We start from the raw sequence: 22,395 nt of genomic DNA, 5'->3' as shown, positions 1-22,395 counted from the left end.
ATCCTATTTAATTTGTGGCCCATTTTTAGTGCCGATAATCACTTTATCAGCGCCACGCTCTGCGAATAGGCCGTTGGTAACTACGCCAACAATTTGATTAATTTGTGTTTCAAGTTGTTTAGCTTGGGTAATTTTTAAATTGTGTACATCTAAAATAACGTTGCCGTTATCGGTCACTACGCCTTGACGGTAAACCGGATCGCCGCCTAGTTTTAATAATTCGCGTGCTACATAGCTGCGTGCCATAGGAATAACTTCTACCGGCAGTGGAAATTCCCCTAAGGTATCGACTAACTTTGTATCATCAACAATACACACAAACTGTTTTGCCACCGCTGCAACAATTTTTTCGCGGGTAAGGGCTGCACCGCCGCCTTTAATCATTTCATTGCTATTATTGATTTCGTCTGCACCATCGACATACACATCAAGCGTGTCTACATCGTTAAGTTCAAACACTTCAATGCCCAGTGCTTTTAAACGTGCTGTTGACGCTTCTGAGCTTGAAACGGCGCCTTTAATGGTGTCTTTTACTGAGCCTAAGGCATCAATAAAATGATTCACGGTTGAGCCCGTGCCCACACCCACTATGGTGCCTTCTTTTACAAACTGTAACGCAGCCCAAGCAGCGGCTTTTTTTAATTCATCTTGTGTCATTGTTGTATGCTCATTTATGTCAAAAATGTCTCAGGGTATATAACACGGTGTGTTACCAAGAGTATGTTTTATTCGGGGTAATAATCGTTTTTAGCGGCACATCCCACGATTCGATAGGTAAAGAAGCTACTTTTTGGCAGTCATGTGCTAAACCAATAAGTTGTGGTTTTTGCCAGTGTTGCTGGTGTAACCGTGCCAATGTTCTATCGTAAAACCCACCCCCCATTCCTAAGCGATTCCCTTGGTTATCAAATGCCACTAACGGCATCAGTAGGTAATCAAGCATTGGTAACGGGCATATTTGAGTACAATTGAGCTTAGGTTCCAAGATACCATAGCGATTTGCCTTCATGGGTGAGTTTTTTTCATAACGCTGAAATAGTAAGTTAGCGCCATTGAAAGGGTGAATAACGGGCAGGTAAAGGGCATGGCCTTTATCCCATAACTCATTAATTAACAGTGAGGTATCTAGTTCACCATCATTACTTAAATAAAGTGCGATATGCGCTTTTTTACTATTATTTGTGCTATTTAAGTGTTGAGTAAAATTCACTTTTAGTGCTTCAGCTGCACTTTTTTGTTGGCTTAGAGATAAACTATTGCGTGCATTACGGATTGATTGTCTGATCATCGCACGTTTATTGCTCATTTTTGTGGTTCACTCCTGAAAATTAAAAAGTGAATAAATTAGGGTTGGTTAAATAAACAGCTAATAATGCCAATAAAGTGACTACAGTTGCAGTCAAAGCATATAACAACACATTGCTGCGCTTTTTCAGCGGAGTGAGCAGATCGTCATCGAGCATCAGATCATCGTCTTGCCATTCTATGTGTTCATCGGCCATTGCTGTTACTTCGATTTCGGGTAAGCGTTGCTCAAGCTCTTCGAGTTTTTCTTCAAGGCGAATCAGGCTGCTAGTAATATAGTCGAGTGCATCGAAAATACGTTCATCACGTAGCGTTTTTTGCGAGTCGGGTAATTTATTAACCGCGGCTGTTGCGGCTGTTGAGACGGCTTGTAGTTTACTTTGTATGCCTAAACTTGCCAGCAGTTTGCTTTGTTTTAACGCTTTATCTTTATTGCTTGGTACGAATAGCGTTTTACCACTAAAAAACTGGGCTATTTTTTGTTCTGAGGTATTTAATTTAGCCGCCAATGTTGCTTTGGTGGCCCTGCTATCAATACCTTCTGCTAACCCTACAAAAATAACTCGAAAGTTGTCGGCCATTCTAAAATCCCTAAGCGTCTATAATGAAACGAGTATATACCGAAAGTGTAAAACAATTCGAGGGTGATTTATTGTTCTTGGGCTAATAAATAAACTGCAGATATAAAAACGACCCTTAAAAAGGGCCGTTAATTTTGCAAATACTCAGCAGGCTTATTATAGGCCTGCAGCTGCGCGAAGTGCGTCAGCTTTGTCAGTGCGCTCCCATGGGAACTCATCACGACCAAAGTGGCCGTAAGCCGCTGTTGGTAGGTAAATTGGGCGCTCAAGATCTAGCATTTGGATCAAGCCATAAGGGCGTAGGTCGAAGTGTTCACGAATAAGTTCAATTAAACGTGCTTCTTCTAGTTTACCGGTGCCAAATGTTTCAACGCTAATTGAGGTTGGCTCTGCAACACCAATGGCGTAAGACACTTGTAGTTCACACTTGTCAGCAAGGCCAGCCGCTACAATGTTTTTAGCAACATAACGTGCAGCGTACGCTGCTGAGCGGTCAACTTTTGATGGATCTTTACCAGAGAACGCACCACCACCGTGACGCGCCATACCACCGTAAGTATCTACAATGATTTTACGACCTGTTAAACCACAATCACCCATAGGTCCGCCAATTACAAAGCGACCTGTAGGGTTAATGAAAAACTTAGTTGCAGATGAAATTAATTCAGCAGGGAGTACCGGCTTAATAATGGTTTCCATTACTGCTTCGATTAAATCGTTTTGTGCAATGTCTTCATCATGCTGTGTAGATAAAACAACGGCATCAATAGCGACCGGTTTACCGTTTTCGTAGGCAAACGTCACTTGCGATTTTGCATCTGGGCGTAACCAGTTAAGCTCACCACTTTTACGAACTTGCGCTTGGCGCTGTACTAAGCGGTGTGAGTAAGTGATAGGTGCAGGCATTAGCACTTCTGTTTCGTTACATGCGTAACCAAACATTAGACCTTGGTCGCCAGCGCCTTGCTCTTCAGGGCTGGTACGGTCTACACCTTGGTTAATGTCTGGAGACTGTTTACCAATGGTGTTTAAAATTGCACATGAATCGGCATCAAAACCCATATCTGAATGTGTGTAGCCAATTTCACGAACCGTTTTACGTGTAATTTCTTCGATATCAACCCATGCGCTAGTAGTGATTTCACCACCAACCATGACCATACCGGTTTTAACGTAAGTTTCGCATGCAACACGGGCATGAGAATCTTGCTCTAGGATTGCATCAAGTACCGCATCAGAGATTTGATCGGCGATTTTATCCGGATGACCTTCAGAAACAGATTCAGAAGTAAATAAATGTTTTGCCATTGTATTTCTGCTCACAAATATTGCGCTTCACAAACGTCGGTATTAGCGCTTAAAAATTAAGGGGCGCATTTTATCGAAAACAACTCACCTTGCATAGTGTTTTTACGCCTAGACGGCTAAATAAAATTACTGAGCACTTTTCGTTCTCAAAATATATTCATAATGCGCTATTTTTATGGGTTTTTAATTGCACACCGCCCCTACAATAAGTAAGAATGGAGCACATACCAATACTCAAGTTACTTGGGTTACAATCGAATATATAAATACCCGCGCAAAAAATATAAAGGTAGGAGAATTCATGCCATCTCGCAAAGAACTTGCAAATGCTATTCGTGTCTTGTCAATGGACGCAGTACAAAAGGCCAAATCTGGTCACCCTGGAGCCCCTATGGGCATGGCAGATATCGCAGAAGTATTATGGCGCGATTATCTAAAGCATAACCCAACTAATCCAGAGTGGGCTGACCGAGATCGATTTATTCTCTCAAACGGCCACGGTTCAATGCTTATTTATTCTCTATTGCACCTAAGTGGCTACGACTTACCACTGGACGAAATTAAAAACTTCCGTCAAATGCATTCAAAAACACCGGGTCACCCTGAGTATGGCTATGCACCAGGTATTGAAACGACAACCGGGCCATTAGGGCAAGGGATCACCAACGCGGTAGGTATGGCAATTGCTGAAAAAGCATTGGCTGCTCAGTTTAACCGTGAAGGCCACGACATTGTTGATCACCACACCTATGCATTTTTAGGTGATGGCTGTTTAATGGAAGGTATTTCTCATGAAGCGTGTTCGCTTGCAGGTACTTTAGGCCTAGGCAAGTTAGTGGCATTTTGGGATGACAACGGCATTTCAATCGACGGTGAAGTAGAAGGCTGGTTTAGCGACGATACCCCTGCGCGTTTTAAAGCGTACGGCTGGCATGTTATTAGTGATGTTGATGGTCACAACAGTGATGCAGTAAGTGCTGCAATTGCAGAAGCTAAGAGCGTTACTGATAAGCCAACCCTTATTTGTTGTAAAACAGTAATAGGTTACGGTTCACCGAATAAGTCGGGTAGCCATGACTGTCACGGTGCACCACTAGGTGATGACGAAATTAAAGCCTCTCGCGAGTTCTTAGGTTGGACCGGTGATGCATTTGAAATTCCTGCCGACATTTACGCTCAGTGGGATGCAAAAGAAAAAGGCCAACAGCTTGAAGCAAGCTGGGACGAGAAATTTGCCGCTTACGAAAAAGCATACCCAGAGCTTGCAGCAGAATACAAACGTCGTACCAATTCAGATTTACCTGCTGATTGGGCAGAAAAATCACAAGCGTACATTGAGCAACTTCAAGCAAACCCGGCAAATCCGGCATCACGTAAAGCATCACAAAATGCCTTAAACGCATTTGGTCCATTGTTACCAGAATTTATGGGTGGCTCTGCCGATTTAGCAGGCTCAAACTTAACAATTTGGGATGGCTCTAAAGGCTTAACAGCAGACGATGCAAGCGGTAACTACATTTACTACGGCGTACGTGAATTTGGTATGTCGGCAATTATGAACGGTATTGCGCTACATAAAGGCTTTATTCCTTACGGTGCTACTTTCTTAATGTTTATGGAATACGCCCGTAACGCGGTACGTATGGCGGCATTAATGAAGCAACCAAGCATTTTTGTATACACGCACGATTCAATTGGCTTAGGTGAAGATGGCCCAACTCACCAACCTGTAGAGCAAATTGCCAGCATGCGTTTAACGCCTAATTTAAATAACTGGCGTCCGTGTGACCAAGTTGAGTCGGCAATTGCATGGCAACAAGCAATTGAACGCAAAGACGGTCCTACATCGCTTATTTTTACGCGCCAAGGCTTAGAGCAACAAGCACGTAATGCAGAGCAATTAGCTGATGTTAAAAAGGGCGGCTACATCCTTAGCTGTGACGGCAACCCAGAGCTCATTTTAATTGCTACCGGTTCTGAGGTGCAACTAGCACAAGACTCAGCGGCAGAGCTGCGTAAGCAAGGCAAAAAAGTACGTGTTGTGTCAATGCCATGTACCGATGTATTTGAAATGCAAAGCGCCGAGTATAAAGAAAGCGTATTACCAGCCAGCGTTTCACGTCGCGTAGCGATTGAAGCCGGTATTGCTGACTACTGGTACAAGTACGTTGGCTTAAATGGCGCTGTAGTGGGCATGACCACCTTTGGTGAGTCAGCACCGGCTAACGAGCTGTTTGAGTTCTTTGGCTTTACCGTAGAAAATGTAGTTAATAAAGCAAACGCATTGTTTTAATTAATTGCTTGCACCTATTCAAGCCCGCGCTGTGTTACACAGCGCGGGCTTTTTTATAACTTCTACTTTTATCACTTGCTCTAAAGCGCAGTGTCTCTTAGCTCGCTTTGTGCATAAATCATTAAAAATTTATTTGCACACAGAGAAGTGAATGAGAAGAAAATGATGAAATATAAAACCCACATTACAAAATCAATTTAGTTGTTTGATTACTTCTGTAAAGCGCAGCGTCTCTTAGCCCGCTTTGTGCATAAATCATTAAAAATTTATTTGCATACAGAGAAGCGAATGAGAAGAAAATGAGGATACATAAAACCCAGATTACAAAATCAATTTAGTTGTTTGATCACTTCTGTAAAGCGCAGCACCTCATAGCTCGCTTTGTGCATAAATCATTAAAAATTTATTTGCACACAGAGAAGCGAATGAGAAGAAAATGAGGATACATAAAACCCAGATTACAAAATCAATTTAGTTGTTTGATTACTTCTGCAAAGCGAAGCACCTCATAGGTCTTTTTGTGCATAAGCACTAAAAGATCTGTTCGAGACTCGTAGCCCGTTGCTCAAAGCATATTTCCCATAAAGTCTTTCACCTTTCACCTTTCACCTTTTAACTTTTAGATGAGTAATTTTCACAGCGCTTAACTTGCAAGGTTTTTAGGTATCAGGCACTGTGGCGGTAACAAAATTATAAATTAACAGCAGGAGTTAATATGCCCAAGTTCGAGAACGTCAGCGTAATTAAAAAAGCCAATGTGTATTTTGATGGCAAAGTATCTAGCCGCACTGTACTACTAGGAGACGGCGAAGCCAAAACATTAGGCTTTATGCAGCCAGGTGAGTTTGTGTTCGACACCAAGCAAAAAGAATGCATGGAATTATTAGCAGGGCAGTGGGATATTTTATTGCCGGGTGCAACTGAGTGGCAAACTTTTAATGCGGGTGAATCATTTAATGTTGATGCAAACGTGAGTTTTAAAGTAAAAGTAACCGATTTTGCCGATTATTGCTGCTCGTACAGCGATTAATAGCTATCAATCGCTATAATTAGCTTATAATTTAACCGCTTGAAAAGCCCGTATGACGCGGGTTTTTGCATATATAATGCGCAATCCGCGCGCTTAAATAGCGTTGGTAACAAATAATTACCTAAATAGTTACATTTATCCTTGTGTTAATTCTTATTGCCCCCAATACTAACTATGAAGTAACTCATAAAAGGATATAAAATGAAAATTAATCTTACCGGTCACCATGTTGACGTTACTGATTCAATTAGAGAGCACGTAAACGAAAAGTTTTCAAAAATAGCGAATCATTTTCCATCTTTGATTTCGCTCGATATTATTCTTTCAAAAGATCACAAAAAACTTCAAGCAGAGATCAGCACCACGTACGAAGGTGCGCGTATATCGGTTAAGGGTGAAGACGAAGTGCTATACCCTGCAATTAGTAGTGCCGCCAAAAAACTAGATACGTCACTCAAACATCGTAAAGGGCTAATCAAAGCAAAACTGCATGAAAAGCCTGAAAGCACCACTCCGGAAATTGCTCACGAGATCATTCAAGAAATGGATCTTCGTTAAATTTCAGATTTTAGGCCCTAATTACTAGGGCCTAAACCCCCACATAATCGGCTTCGCTCGCTCCGCATTTTTAAATTTTTTTCACCTTTCATTTTCTGTCATTGTTATGTAACTTACTTAATATTAAAAACAAATAATAAGTATTGGCATGCACTCAGCAGTATCAAATTGGCAAGCTCGTTTAAATGCGTTAGGCCCCGGAATTTTAATGGCAACCGCCGCAATTGGGGGATCGCACTTAGTGGCCTCAACACAAGCCGGCGCCATATTTGGTTGGCAGTTATTTTGGCTAATTCTGGTAGTAAACGTATTAAAATACCCATTTTTTCGTTTTGGTATGGAATACACGCTAGCCACCCAAAAAAGCTTAGTTGAAGGCTATAAAAACAAGGGCCCGCTGTATTTTTATAGCTTCATTGGCTTAAATATTGTTGCTGCGATAGTTAACACTGCAGGGGTGTTACTGCTTACCGCCAGTTTATTGCATTACGCTTTACCAGTTGTTATTGAAGTAACCATACTGTGCTGGATATTGCTGGGGGTGTGTTTAACAATCTTGTTGCTGGGTCACTTTAAAGCGCTAGATAATGTTTCAAAGGGTATAATGGGGCTACTTACCTTAGCGACTTTAATTGCGCTGGCTATCGCCTTTAGCAATGGCCCTATGGCGCCTGCAGATTACGTAGGCCCTTCACCCTATGAATTAGCCATGCTGAGCTTTATGGTGGCATTAATGGGCTGGATGCCGGCGCCTATCGAAATATCGGCACTAAGCTCGTTGTGGCTAAAAGAAAAACAAACTCAGCAAACCGTAACTAAACGCCAAGGCTTATTCGATTTTAATGTGGGCTACTGGTTAACCGCAGGGTTAGCTCTGGTGTTTTTTAGTTTGGGTGTATTAGTACAATACGGGCAGAGCAGCAATATTGAACTGGGTGGTGTGGCTTTTGCAAAACAGCTTATCGATATGTATGCACTTACTATCGGTGAATGGGCACGGCCATTGGTATCAGCCATCGCGTTTTTGTGTATGTTTGGCACCACACTCACGGTGCTTGATGGTTATGCCCGCACGCTAAACGAATCGCATAAGTTACTGGGGTTTAAGCAATCAAAGCACAGTTTAAATGGCTGGCTAATACTGCAAGCACTTGCTGGTATGGCGGTTATTTTGTTTTTTAAATCAGCCCTTGGTCCCATGCTCACCTTTGCCATGACCTTGTCGTTTATCACCACCCCAGTTTTTGCTTGGCTTAACTTTAGCTTAGTGCGTTCAGAGCCGACAATTCAACACGGTTTAATGCTAAAAAGCCTAAGTTGGCTTGGCTTAGTTTATTTAGCCGGCTTTTCAATAGCGTTTGTAGTGTGGATGATGATGTAATTTAAGGTGCGAGGTTTCAGGTTTCAGGTTTCAGGTTTCAGGTTCGAGGTGCTAGGTGAAACACCGTAGATAGTCAGCAGTGAGCGAAAAGCGGTCATTGAGGTTAGCTAAATATCATCGTTAATTGATTGGCCAAACTGCTCTTTGCGAATATATTCATGAAAATGAGCGACGCGCGCATATTGGTTTATTTAACTTTACCTAAAAACTTTAGAAAACTTAGTGATAGTAATGCCTTAGGTAATTTGTTAAAACTATATAAAGTAGATAAATGAGCGTTAAGTCGGCAGAAATATACGCGATGAGCGCACTATTAAATTGTTAGCATTCAAGGAAAATATATGTCTTACGGTGGCTCGCCAAAAACAAAACTATCGCTTGGAGAAGGTCTATCTTCCCTGCATCATACAACGAGACGAATGCTGAGTTTTAAAAAAGAAGAGTTTGGAACGCTGCAACACTTCGAGCAAAAGCTAAATAATTCTTTGAGTGATCCTGCTGATAAATCATTCAGTAGCCAAGTATTACAGTCATATAGCTCTCTATATACTCAATACCAATCTCTGACAGATGAAGAAAACTTGATTAATCGAATGGAAAGAAAGTCCCAAATTAGAAATACTCTTTTTAGAGGCATTTCTACTTTAACTATTGGTTTTTCAATCATGCTTGTATATTGGGTTGCTTCATATTTTGGTATTTCTATGCCTTTATTGAGAGTTCCGCTATAGAATGCTAACAAGTCGTTTAAAAGGACAAAAAACAGTTGGCTTTTGCTCCTTCGTCACTAATTTTAGCCAACAATTTTTCGCCTCTTAACGAGGCGTTACCAATGTCAGAAAATGGCGCTTTTCTGCCAATTGATAATGCAAAACGCCTAGGTTGATTGATGCAGCCTTTTTTCGTTGGGTTTCGATGCGCTTTACTCAAACTACCTCTACTCAAGCTACCTCAGCCCAAGCCACCTCAAGCAACGTAAAAAAGTCACTCCCATATTAGGTTTAACATTTACCTGCTAGGGCTTTGAGCTGGCATTAATAGCAATATTAACTCAGCTCTTTTATCGCTTTACTAATGCCATCTAAACTCAGTGGGTACATACGGTTATCCATTAGCTCTTTGATAAAGCCAATCGATTGATAGTACGGCCAGTGCTCTAGCGGTTGTGGGTTTAGCCACGCCACCTTATCAAAGTGGTGGGTTATACGTTGTAACCACGCACTGCCGGGCTCTTCGTTGTAATGCTCTACCGAGCCACCGGGGTAGGCGATTTCGTATGGGCCCATAGTGGCATCGCCAACAAAAATGACCTTGTAGTCGCTAGTGAACTTATTTATTAGTGTCATGGTGTCGATAACGTTTGAGTGGCGGCGTTGGTTGTCTTGCCACACGTGCTCATATAAGCAGTTATGAAAGTAGTAAAACTCTAAATGCTTAAATTCGCTGTGCGCGGCGCTAAATAACTCTTCGCAGGTATGAATGTAGTCATCCATTGAGCCGCCAATATCAAACAGCATCAGTACTTTTACTGCATTATGGCGTTCGGGAGCCATTTTTACATCGAGCATGCCGCCTTGTTTCGCTGTGGCACGTATGGTTTCGTTTAAATCCAGCGTGTCGCTTGCGCCCGTGCGAGCAAATTTACGCAGCTTTTTAAGCGCCAGTTTAATGGTGCGCGAGCCAATTTCACGGTCGGAATCTAAATTTCGGTATTCGCGTTTATCCCATACTTTGACCGCGCGACGGTTGCGGTTGCCATCTTGGCCGATACGTACGCCCTCGGGGTTATAACCATACGCGCCAAATGGTGAGGTGCCACCGGTGCCAACCCACTTGTTACCGCCCGCATGGCGCTTTTGTTGCTCCTCTAAGCGCTGTTTTAGCGTTTTCATTAGCTCGTCGAGCCCACCCATGGCTTTAAGTTGCGCTTTTTCTTCCTCGCTGAGGTGCTTTTCAAACTCTTTACGTAGCCAATCTTGCGGTAGGTTATGCTGCTGTTTTAAGCTTTCGAGTAAGTCGAGGTCGGCAATACCACTAAAGTAGTCACTAAAGGCTTTATCAAAACGGTCAAAGTGAGTTTCGTCTTTTACCATAATAGTGCGGGCTAAGTAATAAAACGCGTCCACATCGGCAAATATAACGCCTTGTTTTAAGGCGTTAATTAAATCAAGTAGCTCACGTAAACTCACCGGTAAGCGGTATTTACGTAGCGTGAAAAAAAACTGTACTAACATGTTAGCGGCTCATAAACGCAAGTTTTTCGATTAAGCTAATGTCTTGCTCGTTTTTAAGCAGTGCGCCAAACATCGGCATTAAGCCGCCTTTTTGGCTTTTATCATGCAGTGTTTTGGCGTCTATATCTTCGGCCATTAACAGCTTTAGCCAATCAAGTAATTCACTGGTAGACGGTTTCTTTTTTAGGCCATTGGCGTTACGTAAGTTAAAAAACACTTCCAGTGCTTGGCGTACTAAATCTTGCTTAACGTGAGGGTAGTGCACGTCAATAATTTGCTGCATTTCGTCGCTCGATGGAAAATCAATGTAGTGGAAAAAACAGCGGCGTAAAAATGCGTCGGGCAGTTCTTTTTCGTTATTTGAAGTGATGATCACAATGGGGCGTTGTTTAGCGACAATGCGCTCGCCGGTTTCGTAAACATGAAACTCCATTTTATCGAGCTCAAGCAGTAAATCATTTGGAAACTCAATATCGGCTTTGTCTATTTCATCAATCAGTAATACTGGGCGTTTATTGTGTTGCTCTGCATAGGTAAACGCTTGCCACAACTTACCTTTAACGATGTAATTACTAATATTATGAACGCGTTCATCACCAAGTTGGCTGTCGCGTAGGCGCGATACCGCGTCGTATTCATACAAGCCTTGCTGGGCTTTGGTGGTCGACTTAATGTGCCACTGGATCAGTTCGGTATCTAAACTTTTTGCCAACTCTTCGGCCAGCATGGTTTTACCCGTACCCGGTTCACCTTTAATTAATAGTGGCTTTTCCAGCATAATAGCGGCGTTTACGGCTTGTTTAAGCGCGGAGCTTGCGATGTAATTGTCGGTTGAATTAAATTGCACGTTACTACCTTCTTTTTGTCACAGGTCTGATGAGTTTTTATACCACTATCATGCCACAGTTAATCGGCGGCTCCAAGGTAGGCAAAGCGCGGGAGTGTTTGCCCGTCTATGTTTACGGTTTCGTTAAACATACTAAGGGGGCGAGCCCAAATACCAAACTCACCATACAGCGCTTGATAAATAACCAGTTGCTCGTGAGTTTCGCTGTGCGTAGCAACATAAAGTACTTTGTATTGTGGGCCTTTGTAGTGCTGGTATAATCCGGGTTTTAGGGCTGTAGTCATACTGCTTTCTCTTGTATAATGGCGTTCGCTTTTAATATGCCAAACACTATAGCAAATACTATGAACTATATTCAGTTAGATGATTACAAAAAAGCGTGGGTTTTTCGCCACAAAGACTTGCCCGTCCCGGAGCAAGATTTAGCGCAAATAAAACCCATGAGCCATGAACGCGCCGCAGTACTGTGGACCACTATGGTGAGCCGCGAGTTTGATCACCCCGATTTTTTTGATAAAACAGACTGGTGTGGTCAAGAAGAAACGTTTAGCCAACAGGTTAATTGGCAAGATGCGTGGGAAAATGGGGATGAGCAACCACCCGAAGAAATTTTAGCGCACTTAGATTGGCAAGCCAATACCACGGTTTATTTTTGTATGGCACGCGATAATATTATCGAAACGACCTTCGCTGTGTTTAAACGTAACTGGCAAAACTTTATGTTTTTAGCCGACGGCAGTTTATTAATCGGTAAAAAGCGAAATACGGTGGTGCAGTTTTTAGAAAACGGCATTGCTAAGCTTGGTGAAAAGCCGAGCGCATAAACAGTTCACGCGTGCTAACGACCTATTTAAGTTGCGCGCGTTGTTGCAGGTACAGGCTTAACTCGCTGAGCATGCGCGGTTAACTTCAACCAAGGTCACGTTTCAGCGAGAGAATACGCTCTAATCAACGCTTAAAAATTATGCACCGCTGTGTTATAAAATACTACCTACCGTGTTTTTGAGTATAGTGATTGGCAGCAAATAAACCGCCACTGGGTGAGCAACAGCAAGTTGATATGTGGCAAACTGATACAAAAAAAGTACTGTATGCCCAATTATGTAACGCATTTTATCAGCGTGAGGTACAGCGCTTGGTAGCTGAGCCCGATGCAGACAGGCTACGGCGGCAATTAAAAAGCTTACCTTATTACATAGAGCGCGCCGCAACGTTAGTGATCGATGCCGACTCGCCATTTAACCTTGATCCACAAAACGGTACTTGGCTGGCTAAACAAAAGCCCACTCCCCCCGAGATAAACACAGCCGCAAATGAACTTTTTTATCAAAAAAACGCCAAAGCAGGGCTAATAATTCCAGTTTTAATCCGCAGTGATGAGCAAATTTGCGTTAGAATAGACAGCCTTGACCAAGTAAGCGACAATAAACTGCATTGTAATGAGTTAGGCTGGTTTGATTTTGCCGGACATGGACTAGAGCAACCCGAGGCACAGCTGTTAAAGCCGAGTAAGTTAGCGTTTACCGCAGCCTGTTGTGGGCATCAGTGGTTATTTTCGAAGCGTTGTTTACCGCGAGTTTTATCATTACGAGAGATGCTGCTTGCAGGGAATATAAACTGGCGAAATGTAAAACGCCCTATTGCGTAATTTTGCTAACAACGCAGCGTGTATTTACAAAAAGATAAGGAGTGTTAAATGCGATTTTTTCAAGTTGTTTTATTGTGCTTAGCACTTTTTTTACAGTATCGATTATGGTTTGGTCATAATGGCGTACAAGACTATACTCGGCTAAAAAGTGCCGTGGCATCACACCAACAAACCAACGAAAAGCTAATTAAACGCAATAAAGTATTAACCGCCGATATAGAAGACTTAAAGTTGGGTCATGAAGGCATTGAAGAGCGTGCGCGTAACGAATTAGGAATGATAAAAGAGGGTGAAACATTTATTCGTGTTTTACCAGCCAAACAATAATATGACAAATACACTAACCATTGCCGCCATTGTGCCCGCTGCCGGTGTTGGCAGCCGCATGCAGCACAATGCACCGAAACAATATATTCAACTTGCTGGTAAAACTATTTTAGAGCACACGCTCACCAAACTAGCAGCGTTACCAGCCTTAACTAGCATAGTGGTGGCTGTCAGTGATAGCGATCCTTACTTTGCAGATTTGCCGCATATAGACTCGCGTATTGTTCGCGCCAGTGGTGGCAAAGAGCGTGCCGATTCAGTGCTAAACAGCTTACTTTATTTAGCCCCCAATCCTCCCCAGTGGGTATTAGTGCATGATGCAGCTCGACCGCTGGTATGCATTAACGATATAAACACCCTGATAAATACCTGCATCCGTGCCGATCAGGGCGGTATTTTAGCCAGTAAAGTTAAAGACACCATAAAACGCGGCCACGATTATGTAGCGCAAACCGTTCCTCGTGACGACTTATGGCAAGCACTCACTCCGCAACTGTTCAAATATGAAGAGCTCAAAACAGCATTGCAAAATGCGTTAACCAGTGGCGCAATCATTACTGATGAAGCCAGTGCAATGGAGTGGGCTAATAAACCGGTAAAATTGGTAGCAGGGCGTAGCGATAATATTAAAATTACCACCCCAGAAGATTTAGCTTTAGCAGGATTTTTACTGCATAAACAACATAACGAGAGTGCATTATGATTCGTATAGGCCATGGTTTTGACGTACATAAATTTGGAGGCCAAGGGCCTTTAACCATCTGCGGCGAAAAAATTGATTACCCACAAGGCTTTTTAGCGCACTCCGACGGTGATGTTGCTATTCATGCCCTATGTGATGCTATTTTAGGGGCATTGGCACTGGGGGATATAGGTAAACATTTTCCCGATACCGCCAGTGAATACGAAAATATCGACAGCCGTATTTTATTACGCCATGTTATTGCACTCGCCGCAGAGCAGGGTTATGTGCTTGGTAATGCCGATGTAACCATAGTGGCTCAGGCACCAAAAATGTTGCCGCACATTCAGGCGATGCGAACAAATTTGGCAAGAGACTTAAAGTGCGAGCTGTCGCAGATCAACGTTAAAGCCACCACCACCGAAAAGCTAGGCTTTGAAGGGCGTAAAGAAGGTATTTCGAGTCACGCGGTGGTTATTATGAAGCAAGAGTCGATGAGTCAACAACACGCATGAGCGAATTAAATTATTTATACGGCGCCCCTTTGTCTAAAGCCGACTTTAAAACCAGCGCAGAAGACTTTATGGTGGATGAAGACCTAGGCATAGAGTTTACTGGCAGTGGCGAGCATGTGTGTTTACAAGTGGTGAAAAAAGGTGAAAACACTCAGTATGTGGCTAAGTTAATTGCGCAAAAAGCGGGAGTGTCACCCCGCGACGTAAGTTACGCGGGCATGAAAGATCGCCACGGCGTGTGTTCACAGTGGTTTAGCGTAAAGGTGCCAATTAAAAAGCACATAGATTTTACCGAGCTCAATAGCGAAAGTGTGTTTATTATTGCGCAGCAGCGCCACGAGCGTAAATTACGTACCGGGTGTCATAAAGGCAATAAGTTTACCATTACGTTACGTAACGTAACTGAGCCACTGGATATTTTATGTCGCATTAATGCGGTGCGCAGTGGAGTGCCTAACTACTTTGGTGAGCAACGTTTTGGTCGCGACGGGCACAACCTAGTCATGGCCGAAAAAATGTTTGCCGGCGAGCGTATTCGCGATAAAAAACTGCGCGGTATTATCATTTCAGCCGCGCGTTCGCATGTATTTAATCAAATAGTCAGTTTGCGTGTGGCCGAGCATGGCCTTGCGAAAACCATGCATCGTGAAGTGTTTATGCTCAGTGGTAGTAATGCCTTTTTTGAAGATGAGATTAGCGACGAAAACATTGCTCGTTTGGCCTCAGGCGATATTATGTTATCGGCGCCTATGGTGGGCAAAAGCGAAAAAGGCCTCACCGAACAAGAAAAAATATGGCTTAAGCCTTACCAACTCTGGTGCGATGGCTTAGGCGAGCTTGGGCTTAAAAATGAGCGCAGAATGCTGCGCTTAATACCGCAAGATTTAGCGGTAGAAAGCCTTGATGCCCACACATTAAAACTCACGTTTGGCTTACCTAAAGGGTGTTTTGCAACGGCGTTATTACGCGAGCTGGTGGATTACACCGATGCTAGCCCCCGTGAGCGAAAAGAACAGGAACAACACATAAATGAAGATACTACTAAGTAACGACGATGGGGTTAGTGCCAAAGGAATTGCCGTTTTATATCAAGCATTAACACAAATTGCAGAGGTGACCTTAGTGGCTCCTGACCGTAATTGCAGTGGCGCGAGTAACTCACTCACGTTACTCAACCCGTTACGAGCAACTAGGTTAGAAAATGGCTTTATATCGGTTAATGGCACTCCCACAGATTGCGTGCATTTAGGCGTTAATCAGCTGGTGGAGGAGATGCCCGACTTAGTCGTAGCCGGTATTAACCACGGCGCTAATTTAGGCGATGACACGTTATATTCCGGTACAGTGGCTGCGGCAACTGAAGGGCGATACTTAGGGTTGCCAGCCATTGCGGTGTCACTGTGTTCGCACCAAGGCGAGCACTTTGAAACGGCGGCAGCTGTTACCGTGAGTATTATTAAAGGGTTAGCATCGCACCCTTTGCCAAAAGATCAAATCATTAATCTCAATGTACCCGATGTGCCCTTGAGCGAATTAAAAGGGGTGCAGGTCACCCGCTTAGGCGCTCGCCATAAGGCCGAGGCGATGACGAAACAAGTGGATCCTTGGGGACGCGATATTTATTGGTACGGATCGCTGGGCCCTGAAAATGATGCCGGCGAGGGCACCGATTTTTATGCAATTAACAACGGCTACGCTTCAGTAACCCCGTTAAGTGTTGATATGACGGCCAAAGAAAGTTTACCCGCAGTGGCTGAATGGTTAGCTGACTTGGAGATCAATCGTGCTGGCTAATTATAATCGCAGCGCAAAAGCATTATCTGAGCTATTACAGCGCGAAGGCGTTGAAGACAGCCAGGTATTAACGGCTATTGCGACTATTCCACGACACATTTTTGTTGATGATGTGCTGCAGCATAAAGCGTATCAAAATACCGCTTTACCCATCGGGCAGGGACAAACAATTTCGCAGCCCTACATAGTGGCTCGCATGACCGAGCTACTGCGCTTAGCGGGGGTGCGCAATAAAGTGCTCGAAATAGGCACCGGCTCGGGTTACCAAACCGCCGTGTTGGCGAAAAGCTTTGCTAAAATTTACTCAGTTGAGCGAATAAAAGCATTGCAATGGCAAGCAAAACGCCGTTTGCACCAACTCGATTTATACAATGTGGTGATGAAGCACGGCGATGGTTGGCAAGGTTGGCAGTCACAAGCGCCGTTTGATGGCATTATAGTGACTGCAGCAGCGGCTAACATTCCACAAGAATTACTTGCTCAGCTAGCCGATGGGGGCGTGTTATTAGCCCCTATTGGTGAGCAACAGCAAAAACTAGTCATGGTTATTCGAAACGGTGAGCGCTTTACCGAGCATGTTATTGCTCCGGTTAGGTTTGTTCCCCTCATCCCTGGTGATATTGAATAGGAATTCATTTTGAAGTTGTTTACTAAGCTATATGATATGGCACTACTGTGGGCTAAACACCGCCATGCAGAGCGTTATTTGGCGGCAATGAGTTTTGCCGAATCGGTTTTTTTCCCAGTGCCGCCGGATGTCATGCTAGCGCCGATGGCGTTGGCACAACCACACCGAGCATGGCGCTTTGCCAGCTTTACTACAATCGCCTCGGTATTTGGCGGCATAATTGGCTATTTACTCGGGTTTTGGCTATTTGAGCCGGTTGTTGAGCCACTGATTGCCCAGATGCATTGGCAAGATAAGTTTGCTGTCGCCCTCAATTGGTTTAAAAGTTATGGTGTGTGGGTGGTGTTTATTGCCGGATTTTCGCCCATTCCCTACAAAGTATTCACCATAGGCGCTGGGGTGTTACAAATGGCCTTTTTGCCATTTTTAGTGGCTTCTGCTGTAGGACGCGGTGCGCGCTTCTTTTTAGTCGCTGCCCTAATGAAATGGGGTGGAGTTAAAATGGAGAAAAAATTACGTCAATATATTGAAATACTTGGCTGGGCAGTGGTTGCTTTAATTGCTGTTGCGTATATTTTATTACGCTAAGCTTTATAAAGTTGAGTTATTAATCAAAGGTGCAAAATACTGTGAATAAACAAATAAAATTTTATGTTGCTTTATTTATTAGTATTTTGCTGTTTGGTTGCTCATCAAAGCATGTTCCGGCGCCGGTGAGTAGTTTAAATAATGATGTTAATGATTATGTCAGAAACATTAACATAAATGGCGATACGTATAAGGTACAAAAAGGCGATACACTTTATTCTATCGCATTTAGTGCCGGGCAAGATTTTAGAGCGCTGGCAAAAAACAATTCAATACCATCACCTTATACCATCTTTCCAGGGCAGAGCATTTCGCTTGTAGCCCAAGCGCAGCCTAAAAAAACGACAAAAAAACAGCCCGCAGTTAGTAAAAAACCAATAAAAAATTCACATAAAAATAACAATAAATCAAAGAAAGAGCTTGATAAGCCTAAACAACGAGGGTATGTTCAAAAACAAGCCAATAAAAAAATTAGTAACTATAAGCAATTGTCGAGTAGCAAAGTGCAGTGGGTTTGGCCAGCTGAAGGCAAAATAACACGGCGCTTTTCGAACAAGGAAAATGGTTACAAGGGTTTACAGATTACTAATAACAAAGGGGCTGCAGTATTAGCCGCCGCACAAGGAACTGTGGTGTATGCGGGTAATGCGCTTCGAGGCTACGGTAATTTAATTATTTTGAAACATAATGATGATTACCTAAGTGCCTATGCACACAACTCGAAGCTACTGGTTAAAGAAAAGCAGGAAATTAAGGCAGGACAAAAAATTGCAGAAATAGGTAATTCAGAATCTCCGGTAACGGCACTTCGTTTTGAAATTCGCTACCGCGGACAAGCTGTAAATCCTACTAAATACCTTCCTTAATTATTAAAGATATATTGATAACTTGCTCAGGAGAAGTCTTATGGCTGATGCAGCAAAAGTTGATAAAATTACCATCCCCGACGATAAGTTTGATGATACTGCTGTTGATGACTCAACACCCCTACTTGAAGCTGTGGATGATGAGGTCTTTGCCAAAGAGGAAGTCACTAAAAACCTAGATGCGACACAACTCTATTTAGGTGAAATAGGCTTTTCCCCGTTATTAACTGCAGAAGAAGAAGTATTTTTTTCGCGCAAATCTTTAAAAGGCTGTGAAGCCTCCCGCAAACGCATGATTGAAAGTAACTTACGCCTGGTGGTTAAAATTGCCCGCCGCTATAACAATCGCGGTTTAGCGTTACTTGATTTAATTGAAGAAGGTAACCTGGGGCTTATTCGCGCCGTTGAAAAGTTTGATCCTGAGCGCGGCTTTCGCTTTTCTACTTATGCCACCTGGTGGATACGCCAAACCATTGAACGCGCCATTATGAACCAAACGCGCACTATTCGGTTACCGATCCATGTGGTGAAAGAACTTAACGTGTACTTGCGTACCGCCCGTGAGCTGACCCAAAAGCTCGACCATGAACCCACCGCAGAAGAAATAGCCGCTTGTCTCGATAAGCCGGTGGAAGATGTCACTAAAATGCTGCGTTTAAACGAAAAAATAGCTTCGGTTGATATGCCTATAGGTGGTGAAAACGATACCGCGTTATTGGATATCATCGCCGATGACAACAACGCCGGCCCTGAAGGCGAAGTGCAAAATAATGATATGAATAAGCATATTGTCGATTGGTTAGGTGAACTGAACCCTAAGCAACGTGAAGTGCTTGCGCGTCGTTTTGGTTTATTAGGTTATGAGCCGTCAACGCTTGAAGATGTGGGTCGTGAAATAGGCCTAACTCGCGAGCGAGTCAGGCAAATTCAAGTGGAAGCGCTGCGTCGCTTAAAAGATATTTTGCAACAAGAAGGGCTCAGCACCGACAGTTTGTTTGCACAATTTTCGTAATAAGTAACACATCCATGTGTACAAAAGCTGAAGCGTTTACCCTTCAGCTTTTTTTATGCCTGCGGTTATGAGTTACAGTAACGCTTTTAATTTATACAGCAAATCATGGGCTTGGCGCGGTGTTAAGTTATCTGGATCGATAGCCGTTAGCTGCTCTTCTACCTCTGAGGGCTGACTGTGCTGTGCTTGCTCAGTAAAACTAAATGCCTGTTGCTCAACACTAGATGAGGTCACACTTTGATGGTTTTCAAGTAACGTAAGCTTTTGTTTTGCTTGTGCAATAACCGCTTTTGGCACACCCGCAAGGGCGGCAACTTGTAACCCAAAGCTTTTACTGGCAGCGCCATCAAGTACGGTATGCATAAAGGCAATGGTGTCGTTATGCTCTATGGCATCAAGGTGCACGTTAACTAGGCCTGCAGTTTGCTCTGCAAGTTCTGTTAACTCAAAGTAGTGGGTGGCAAATAAGGTTTTTGCACAGATTTTTGACGCTAAATGATCGGCCGTTGCGTACGCCAGCGATAAGCCATCGTAGGTACTAGTGCCACGACCAATTTCATCCATCAACACCAAAGATTGTGCCGTGGCGTTATTTAATATTGTGGCGGTTTCGGTCATTTCCACCATGAAAGTAGAACGTCCCGATGCTAAATCGTCGCTGGCGCCGATTCGCGTAAATATACGGTCAATATTGCCTATTTTCGCGCTATCGGCAGGAACGTAACTACCCATATGAGCCATCAGCACAATAAGCGCAGTTTGACGCATATAGGTGGATTTACCCCCCATGTTAGGGCCGGTAATAATAAGCATTTTACGCTGACTATTTAACTCTACTGGGTTGGCAATAAAGGGTTCTTTCATTACTTGCTCAACCACTGGGTGGCGGCCTTGTTGAATGCTGATATTATCGTTATCGCACAATTCAGGCTTGGTATAATTCAGTGCTTGTGCCCGCTCAGCTAAGTTATTTAATACGTCTAAATCGGCCAACGCAGCGGCCATAATTTGCAGTTGCTCAATATGCGGCGCAATAAAGCTAAACAGTTCTTCGTAGAGTTGTTTTTCCAGCGCCAGCGCTTTTGACTGGCTGCCCAGCACTTTGTCTTCGTGTTCTTTGAGCTCAGGGATGATGTAGCGTTCATTATTTTTTAGTGTTTGTCTGCGAATGTAATCAGCGGGGACTAAATGTGAGTTAGCGCGGCTTACTTCAATAAAGAAGCCATGCACACGGTTATAGCCAATTTTAAGTGTACTTATGCCGGTACGTTCACGTTCGCGTTGTTCTAGCTGCTCCAGTATGTCGGTGGCGCCTTTACTTAAATTACGCCATTCATCCAATTCACTATTATAACCCGGTGCAATTACTCCACCATCGCGAATAAGCACCGGTGGGTTGTCGATTACGGCACGCTCCAGCAGTGCTTGCAATTCAGGCAGTTCGGGCGAGTGTTTAATAATATTCGCAATACGGGCATCGTTTGCATCAGCTAATAAGCTATGCAAAGGAGCTAAAGCTTGTAAGGCGCTGCGTAGGCGAGTTAAATCGCGAGGGCGCGCCGTGCATAGCGCTAAACGTGCAATAACTCGCTCTACATCGCCAATCTCTTTTAATGATTGATGTAGCTCACCACACAGCTGTGCGTCTAAAATAGCGCTAATGGCATTTAAGCGCGAATTAAGCTCATCTTTATTGCGCACGGGAGTATGAATACGGCGCTTAAGCAGGCGCGAGCCCATGGCGGTGGCGGTTTTATCCAGCACCTGCGCTAAGGTATTTTCGAATCCGCCCGATAAGTTAACCGTCAGCTCTAAGTTTTTCCGAGTGGCGGCATCTAATATGACGGCATGCTCGTTGTGCTCAAGGGTAATCGCGCGAATGTGCGGCAGGGCAATACGCTGTGTGTCTTTGACATATTGCATTAAACAGCCTGCGGCCACTAAGGCACAGTGCGCTTTATCAACCCCAAAACCGACTAAATCTTTGGTGCCAAACTGCTCGCAGAGCAGATGCTGTGCGGTGTCTAAATCAAATTCCCATTCAGGGCGACGGCGCGCACCCTTGATGTGCTCAATTAAGTGAACATTGTCAAAGCGTTCGCTATACAGTAATTCGGCGGGGGCTAAACGTTGAATGGTAGAGGTAAATGCCTCGTCGGTATTGACCTCAACAATGTTAAAACGCCCTGAGTTAATATCGAGATAGGCTATACCATAGGTGCCTTTGTTATTTTGCCACACACTGGTCAGCAAGTTATCTTGGCGCTCTTGCAGTAAGGCTTCATCAGAAATAGTACCTGGGGTAACAATGCGCACGACTTTACGCTCTACCGGGCCTTTACTGGTTGCTGGGTCGCCAATTTGTTCACATATAGCCACCGATTCGCCCATTTGCACTAAGCGCGCTAGGTAGTTTTCTACCGCATGATAAGGGACACCCGCCATAGGAATAGGATCGCCGCCGGCTTTACCGCGCTGGGTTTGCGAAATATCGAGTAATTGTGCCGCCCGCTTTGCGTCGTCAAAAAACAGCTCATAAAAATCGCCCATGCGATAAAACAATAAAATATCGCGATGCTCTGATTTTATTTTTAGATACTGCTGCATCATAGGGGTTTGTTGTTTTATAGTGTGTGGTGCATAAAGATCAAACGACCTGTATTTACCCAAAGGCTGAATATGGAATTACATCAAGAGATTAAAACACTTGCTGCGCAATTAGGCGCTATTTTAACGGATAAACGCTTATGGATCACTACCGCTGAATCATGTACTGGCGGGGGCGTCAGTTATGCGCT

25 protein-coding genes are annotated in these 22,395 nt (G+C 43.6%); 17 read left to right on the top strand and 8 right to left on the bottom strand.

All coding sequences use genetic code 11. The annotated features are described in order from the left end of the window. Positions 1-3 precede the first annotated feature (3 nt). The 4 genes from rpiA to metK form a co-directional block, all read right to left on the bottom strand. Positions 4-657: a ribose-5-phosphate isomerase RpiA gene (gene rpiA / locus ABYB02_RS05930; protein WP_372761539.1), complete on the bottom strand. Its 654-nt coding sequence runs from the start codon at positions 655-657 to the stop codon at positions 4-6. Between the two features lie 52 nt (positions 658-709). After that, positions 710-1,306 (bottom strand): 5-formyltetrahydrofolate cyclo-ligase, encoded by a 597-nt coding sequence (locus ABYB02_RS05925; RefSeq protein WP_372761538.1) that lies wholly within the window; start codon positions 1,304-1,306, stop codon positions 710-712. Positions 1,307-1,328: 22 nt separating this feature from the next. Beyond that, positions 1,329-1,886 (bottom strand): hypothetical protein, encoded by a 558-nt coding sequence (locus tag ABYB02_RS05920; RefSeq protein WP_372761537.1) that lies wholly within the window; start codon positions 1,884-1,886, stop codon positions 1,329-1,331. A 156-nt stretch (positions 1,887-2,042) separates the two neighbouring features. Next, positions 2,043-3,194 carry a methionine adenosyltransferase gene (gene metK / locus ABYB02_RS05915; protein ID WP_372761536.1) on the bottom strand — a complete coding sequence of 384 codons (1,152 nt, stop codon included), beginning with the start codon at positions 3,192-3,194 and terminating at the stop codon, positions 2,043-2,045. A 301-nt stretch (positions 3,195-3,495) separates the two neighbouring features. Between metK and tkt the strand changes: the two genes are divergently transcribed. From tkt to ABYB02_RS05890, 5 genes are all read left to right on the top strand, one after another. Beyond that, positions 3,496-5,487 carry a transketolase gene (gene tkt, locus ABYB02_RS05910; RefSeq protein ID WP_372761535.1) on the top strand — a complete coding sequence of 664 codons (1,992 nt, stop codon included), beginning with the start codon at positions 3,496-3,498 and terminating at the stop codon, positions 5,485-5,487. A 715-nt stretch (positions 5,488-6,202) separates the two neighbouring features. Then, entirely contained in the window at positions 6,203-6,517 is a 315-nt protein-coding gene (locus ABYB02_RS05905; RefSeq protein ID WP_372761534.1) for a pyrimidine/purine nucleoside phosphorylase, read from the top strand. Positions 6,518-6,718: 201 nt separating this feature from the next. Next, positions 6,719-7,075: a ribosome hibernation-promoting factor, HPF/YfiA family gene (gene hpf / locus ABYB02_RS05900; RefSeq protein WP_372761533.1), complete on the top strand. Its 357-nt coding sequence runs from the start codon at positions 6,719-6,721 to the stop codon at positions 7,073-7,075. Between the two features lie 208 nt (positions 7,076-7,283). Beyond that, positions 7,284-8,456, top strand: a complete 1,173-nt coding sequence (locus ABYB02_RS05895; RefSeq protein WP_372761542.1) for an NRAMP family divalent metal transporter — start codon at positions 7,284-7,286, stop codon at positions 8,454-8,456. A gap of 341 nt (positions 8,457-8,797) precedes the next feature. Then, the gene (locus ABYB02_RS05890; protein ID WP_372761532.1) at positions 8,798-9,187 is read left to right on the top strand and encodes a hypothetical protein; all 390 of its coding nucleotides are present in this window, start codon (positions 8,798-8,800) and stop codon (positions 9,185-9,187) included. A gap of 315 nt (positions 9,188-9,502) precedes the next feature. Here the strand turns inward: ABYB02_RS05890 and ABYB02_RS05885 are convergent, their stop codons facing one another. The 3 genes from ABYB02_RS05885 to ABYB02_RS05875 are packed head-to-tail and all read right to left on the bottom strand — an operon-like array spanning position 9,503 to position 11,821. Next, entirely contained in the window at positions 9,503-10,690 is a 1,188-nt protein-coding gene (locus tag ABYB02_RS05885) for a VWA domain-containing protein (RefSeq protein ID WP_372761531.1), read from the bottom strand. A 1-nt stretch (position 10,691) separates the two neighbouring features. Continuing rightward, positions 10,692-11,537: an AAA family ATPase gene (locus ABYB02_RS05880; RefSeq protein WP_372761530.1), complete on the bottom strand. Its 846-nt coding sequence runs from the start codon at positions 11,535-11,537 to the stop codon at positions 10,692-10,694. A 59-nt stretch (positions 11,538-11,596) separates the two neighbouring features. Beyond that, positions 11,597-11,821, bottom strand: a complete 225-nt coding sequence (locus tag ABYB02_RS05875; RefSeq protein WP_372761529.1) for a DUF1653 domain-containing protein — start codon at positions 11,819-11,821, stop codon at positions 11,597-11,599. A gap of 60 nt (positions 11,822-11,881) precedes the next feature. On the opposite strand from ABYB02_RS05875, the gene ABYB02_RS05870 reads away from it, so the two are divergent. The 11 genes from ABYB02_RS05870 to rpoS all read left to right on the top strand — a co-directional run bounded on the left by ABYB02_RS05870 (position 11,882) and on the right by rpoS (position 19,597). Beyond that, positions 11,882-12,361, top strand: coding sequence for a DUF2947 domain-containing protein (locus ABYB02_RS05870; RefSeq protein WP_372761528.1), 480 nt, complete (start codon positions 11,882-11,884; stop codon positions 12,359-12,361). 236 nt (positions 12,362-12,597) lie between these two features. Then, complete coding sequence (locus ABYB02_RS05865) at positions 12,598-13,185, top strand: hypothetical protein (RefSeq protein ID WP_372761541.1); 588 nt, start codon at positions 12,598-12,600, stop codon at positions 13,183-13,185. 48 nt (positions 13,186-13,233) lie between these two features. Further along, the gene (gene ftsB / locus ABYB02_RS05860) at positions 13,234-13,512 is read left to right on the top strand and encodes a cell division protein FtsB (RefSeq protein WP_372761527.1); all 279 of its coding nucleotides are present in this window, start codon (positions 13,234-13,236) and stop codon (positions 13,510-13,512) included. Between the two features lies 1 nt (position 13,513). Then, the gene (gene ispD / locus ABYB02_RS05855) at positions 13,514-14,215 is read left to right on the top strand and encodes a 2-C-methyl-D-erythritol 4-phosphate cytidylyltransferase (RefSeq protein ID WP_372761526.1); all 702 of its coding nucleotides are present in this window, start codon (positions 13,514-13,516) and stop codon (positions 14,213-14,215) included. Then, positions 14,212-14,709 carry a 2-C-methyl-D-erythritol 2,4-cyclodiphosphate synthase gene (gene ispF / locus ABYB02_RS05850; protein ID WP_372761525.1) on the top strand — a complete coding sequence of 166 codons (498 nt, stop codon included), beginning with the start codon at positions 14,212-14,214 and terminating at the stop codon, positions 14,707-14,709. The genes ispD and ispF overlap by 4 nt, the downstream gene beginning before the upstream one ends. Beyond that, the gene (truD, locus tag ABYB02_RS05845) at positions 14,706-15,758 is read left to right on the top strand and encodes a tRNA pseudouridine(13) synthase TruD (RefSeq protein ID WP_372761524.1); all 1,053 of its coding nucleotides are present in this window, start codon (positions 14,706-14,708) and stop codon (positions 15,756-15,758) included. Before ispF ends, truD begins: the two co-directional genes overlap by 4 nt. Next, on the top strand, positions 15,739-16,503 hold the full coding sequence (surE, locus tag ABYB02_RS05840; RefSeq protein WP_372761523.1) for a 5'/3'-nucleotidase SurE: 765 nt from the start codon (positions 15,739-15,741) through the stop codon (positions 16,501-16,503). The genes truD and surE overlap by 20 nt, the downstream gene beginning before the upstream one ends. Further along, positions 16,493-17,131 (top strand): protein-L-isoaspartate(D-aspartate) O-methyltransferase, encoded by a 639-nt coding sequence (locus tag ABYB02_RS05835; protein WP_372761522.1) that lies wholly within the window; start codon positions 16,493-16,495, stop codon positions 17,129-17,131. Before surE ends, ABYB02_RS05835 begins: the two co-directional genes overlap by 11 nt. A 9-nt stretch (positions 17,132-17,140) precedes the next feature. Further along, positions 17,141-17,719 carry a YqaA family protein gene (locus ABYB02_RS05830; protein ID WP_372761521.1) on the top strand — a complete coding sequence of 193 codons (579 nt, stop codon included), beginning with the start codon at positions 17,141-17,143 and terminating at the stop codon, positions 17,717-17,719. A gap of 41 nt (positions 17,720-17,760) precedes the next feature. After that, entirely contained in the window at positions 17,761-18,585 is an 825-nt protein-coding gene (locus ABYB02_RS05825) for a peptidoglycan DD-metalloendopeptidase family protein (RefSeq protein WP_372761520.1), read from the top strand. Between the two features lie 40 nt (positions 18,586-18,625). Continuing rightward, a complete protein-coding gene (rpoS, locus tag ABYB02_RS05820) occupies positions 18,626-19,597 on the top strand; it encodes an RNA polymerase sigma factor RpoS (protein WP_372761519.1) in 972 nt (323 codons plus the stop codon). Between the two features lie 72 nt (positions 19,598-19,669). Here rpoS and mutS read toward each other — a convergent pair whose 3' ends face one another. Beyond that, entirely contained in the window at positions 19,670-22,207 is a 2,538-nt protein-coding gene (gene mutS, locus ABYB02_RS05815) for a DNA mismatch repair protein MutS (RefSeq protein ID WP_372761518.1), read from the bottom strand. Positions 22,208-22,270: 63 nt separating this feature from the next. On the opposite strand from mutS, the gene ABYB02_RS05810 reads away from it, so the two are divergent. Then, positions 22,271-22,395, top strand: a 125-nt coding sequence (locus ABYB02_RS05810) for a CinA family protein (protein ID WP_372761540.1), incomplete at its 3' end; no start/stop codon positions are given.

The organism is Pseudoalteromonas sp., from assembly GCF_041613455.1.
Lineage (GTDB): Bacteria > Pseudomonadota > Gammaproteobacteria > Enterobacterales > Alteromonadaceae > Pseudoalteromonas.
This window is presented reverse-complemented; position numbering and strand designations above follow the sequence as displayed.

Bases quoted from the DNA above. Each gene is read 5' to 3' on its own strand.
- ABYB02_RS05875 (WP_372761529.1), bottom strand. From the start codon at position 11,821: ATGACTACAGCCCTAAAACCCGGATTATACCAGCACTACAAAGGCCCA.
- truD (WP_372761524.1), top strand. From the start codon at position 14,706: ATGAGCGAATTAAATTATTTATACGGCGCCCCTTTGTCTAAAGCCGAC.
- ABYB02_RS05905 (WP_372761534.1), top strand. From the start codon at position 6,203: ATGCCCAAGTTCGAGAACGTCAGCGTAATTAAAAAAGCCAATGTGTAT.
- rpiA (WP_372761539.1), bottom strand. From the start codon at position 657: ATGACACAAGATGAATTAAAAAAAGCCGCTGCTTGGGCTGCGTTACAG.
- surE (WP_372761523.1), top strand. From the start codon at position 15,739: ATGAAGATACTACTAAGTAACGACGATGGGGTTAGTGCCAAAGGAATT.
- ABYB02_RS05885 (WP_372761531.1), bottom strand. From the start codon at position 10,690: ATGTTAGTACAGTTTTTTTTCACGCTACGTAAATACCGCTTACCGGTG.
- rpoS (WP_372761519.1), top strand. From the start codon at position 18,626: ATGGCTGATGCAGCAAAAGTTGATAAAATTACCATCCCCGACGATAAG.
- hpf (WP_372761533.1), top strand. From the start codon at position 6,719: ATGAAAATTAATCTTACCGGTCACCATGTTGACGTTACTGATTCAATT.
- ABYB02_RS05920 (WP_372761537.1), bottom strand. From the start codon at position 1,886: ATGGCCGACAACTTTCGAGTTATTTTTGTAGGGTTAGCAGAAGGTATT.
- ispF (WP_372761525.1), top strand. From the start codon at position 14,212: ATGATTCGTATAGGCCATGGTTTTGACGTACATAAATTTGGAGGCCAA.
- ABYB02_RS05925 (WP_372761538.1), bottom strand. From the start codon at position 1,306: ATGAGCAATAAACGTGCGATGATCAGACAATCAATCCGTAATGCACGC.
- ispD (WP_372761526.1), top strand. From the start codon at position 13,514: ATGACAAATACACTAACCATTGCCGCCATTGTGCCCGCTGCCGGTGTT.
- ABYB02_RS05865 (WP_372761541.1), top strand. From the start codon at position 12,598: ATGTGGCAAACTGATACAAAAAAAGTACTGTATGCCCAATTATGTAAC.
- tkt (WP_372761535.1), top strand. From the start codon at position 3,496: ATGCCATCTCGCAAAGAACTTGCAAATGCTATTCGTGTCTTGTCAATG.
- ABYB02_RS05870 (WP_372761528.1), top strand. From the start codon at position 11,882: ATGAACTATATTCAGTTAGATGATTACAAAAAAGCGTGGGTTTTTCGC.
- ftsB (WP_372761527.1), top strand. From the start codon at position 13,234: ATGCGATTTTTTCAAGTTGTTTTATTGTGCTTAGCACTTTTTTTACAG.
- ABYB02_RS05890 (WP_372761532.1), top strand. From the start codon at position 8,798: ATGTCTTACGGTGGCTCGCCAAAAACAAAACTATCGCTTGGAGAAGGT.
- ABYB02_RS05895 (WP_372761542.1), top strand. From the start codon at position 7,284: ATGGCAACCGCCGCAATTGGGGGATCGCACTTAGTGGCCTCAACACAA.
- mutS (WP_372761518.1), bottom strand. From the start codon at position 22,207: ATGATGCAGCAGTATCTAAAAATAAAATCAGAGCATCGCGATATTTTA.
- metK (WP_372761536.1), bottom strand. From the start codon at position 3,194: ATGGCAAAACATTTATTTACTTCTGAATCTGTTTCTGAAGGTCATCCG.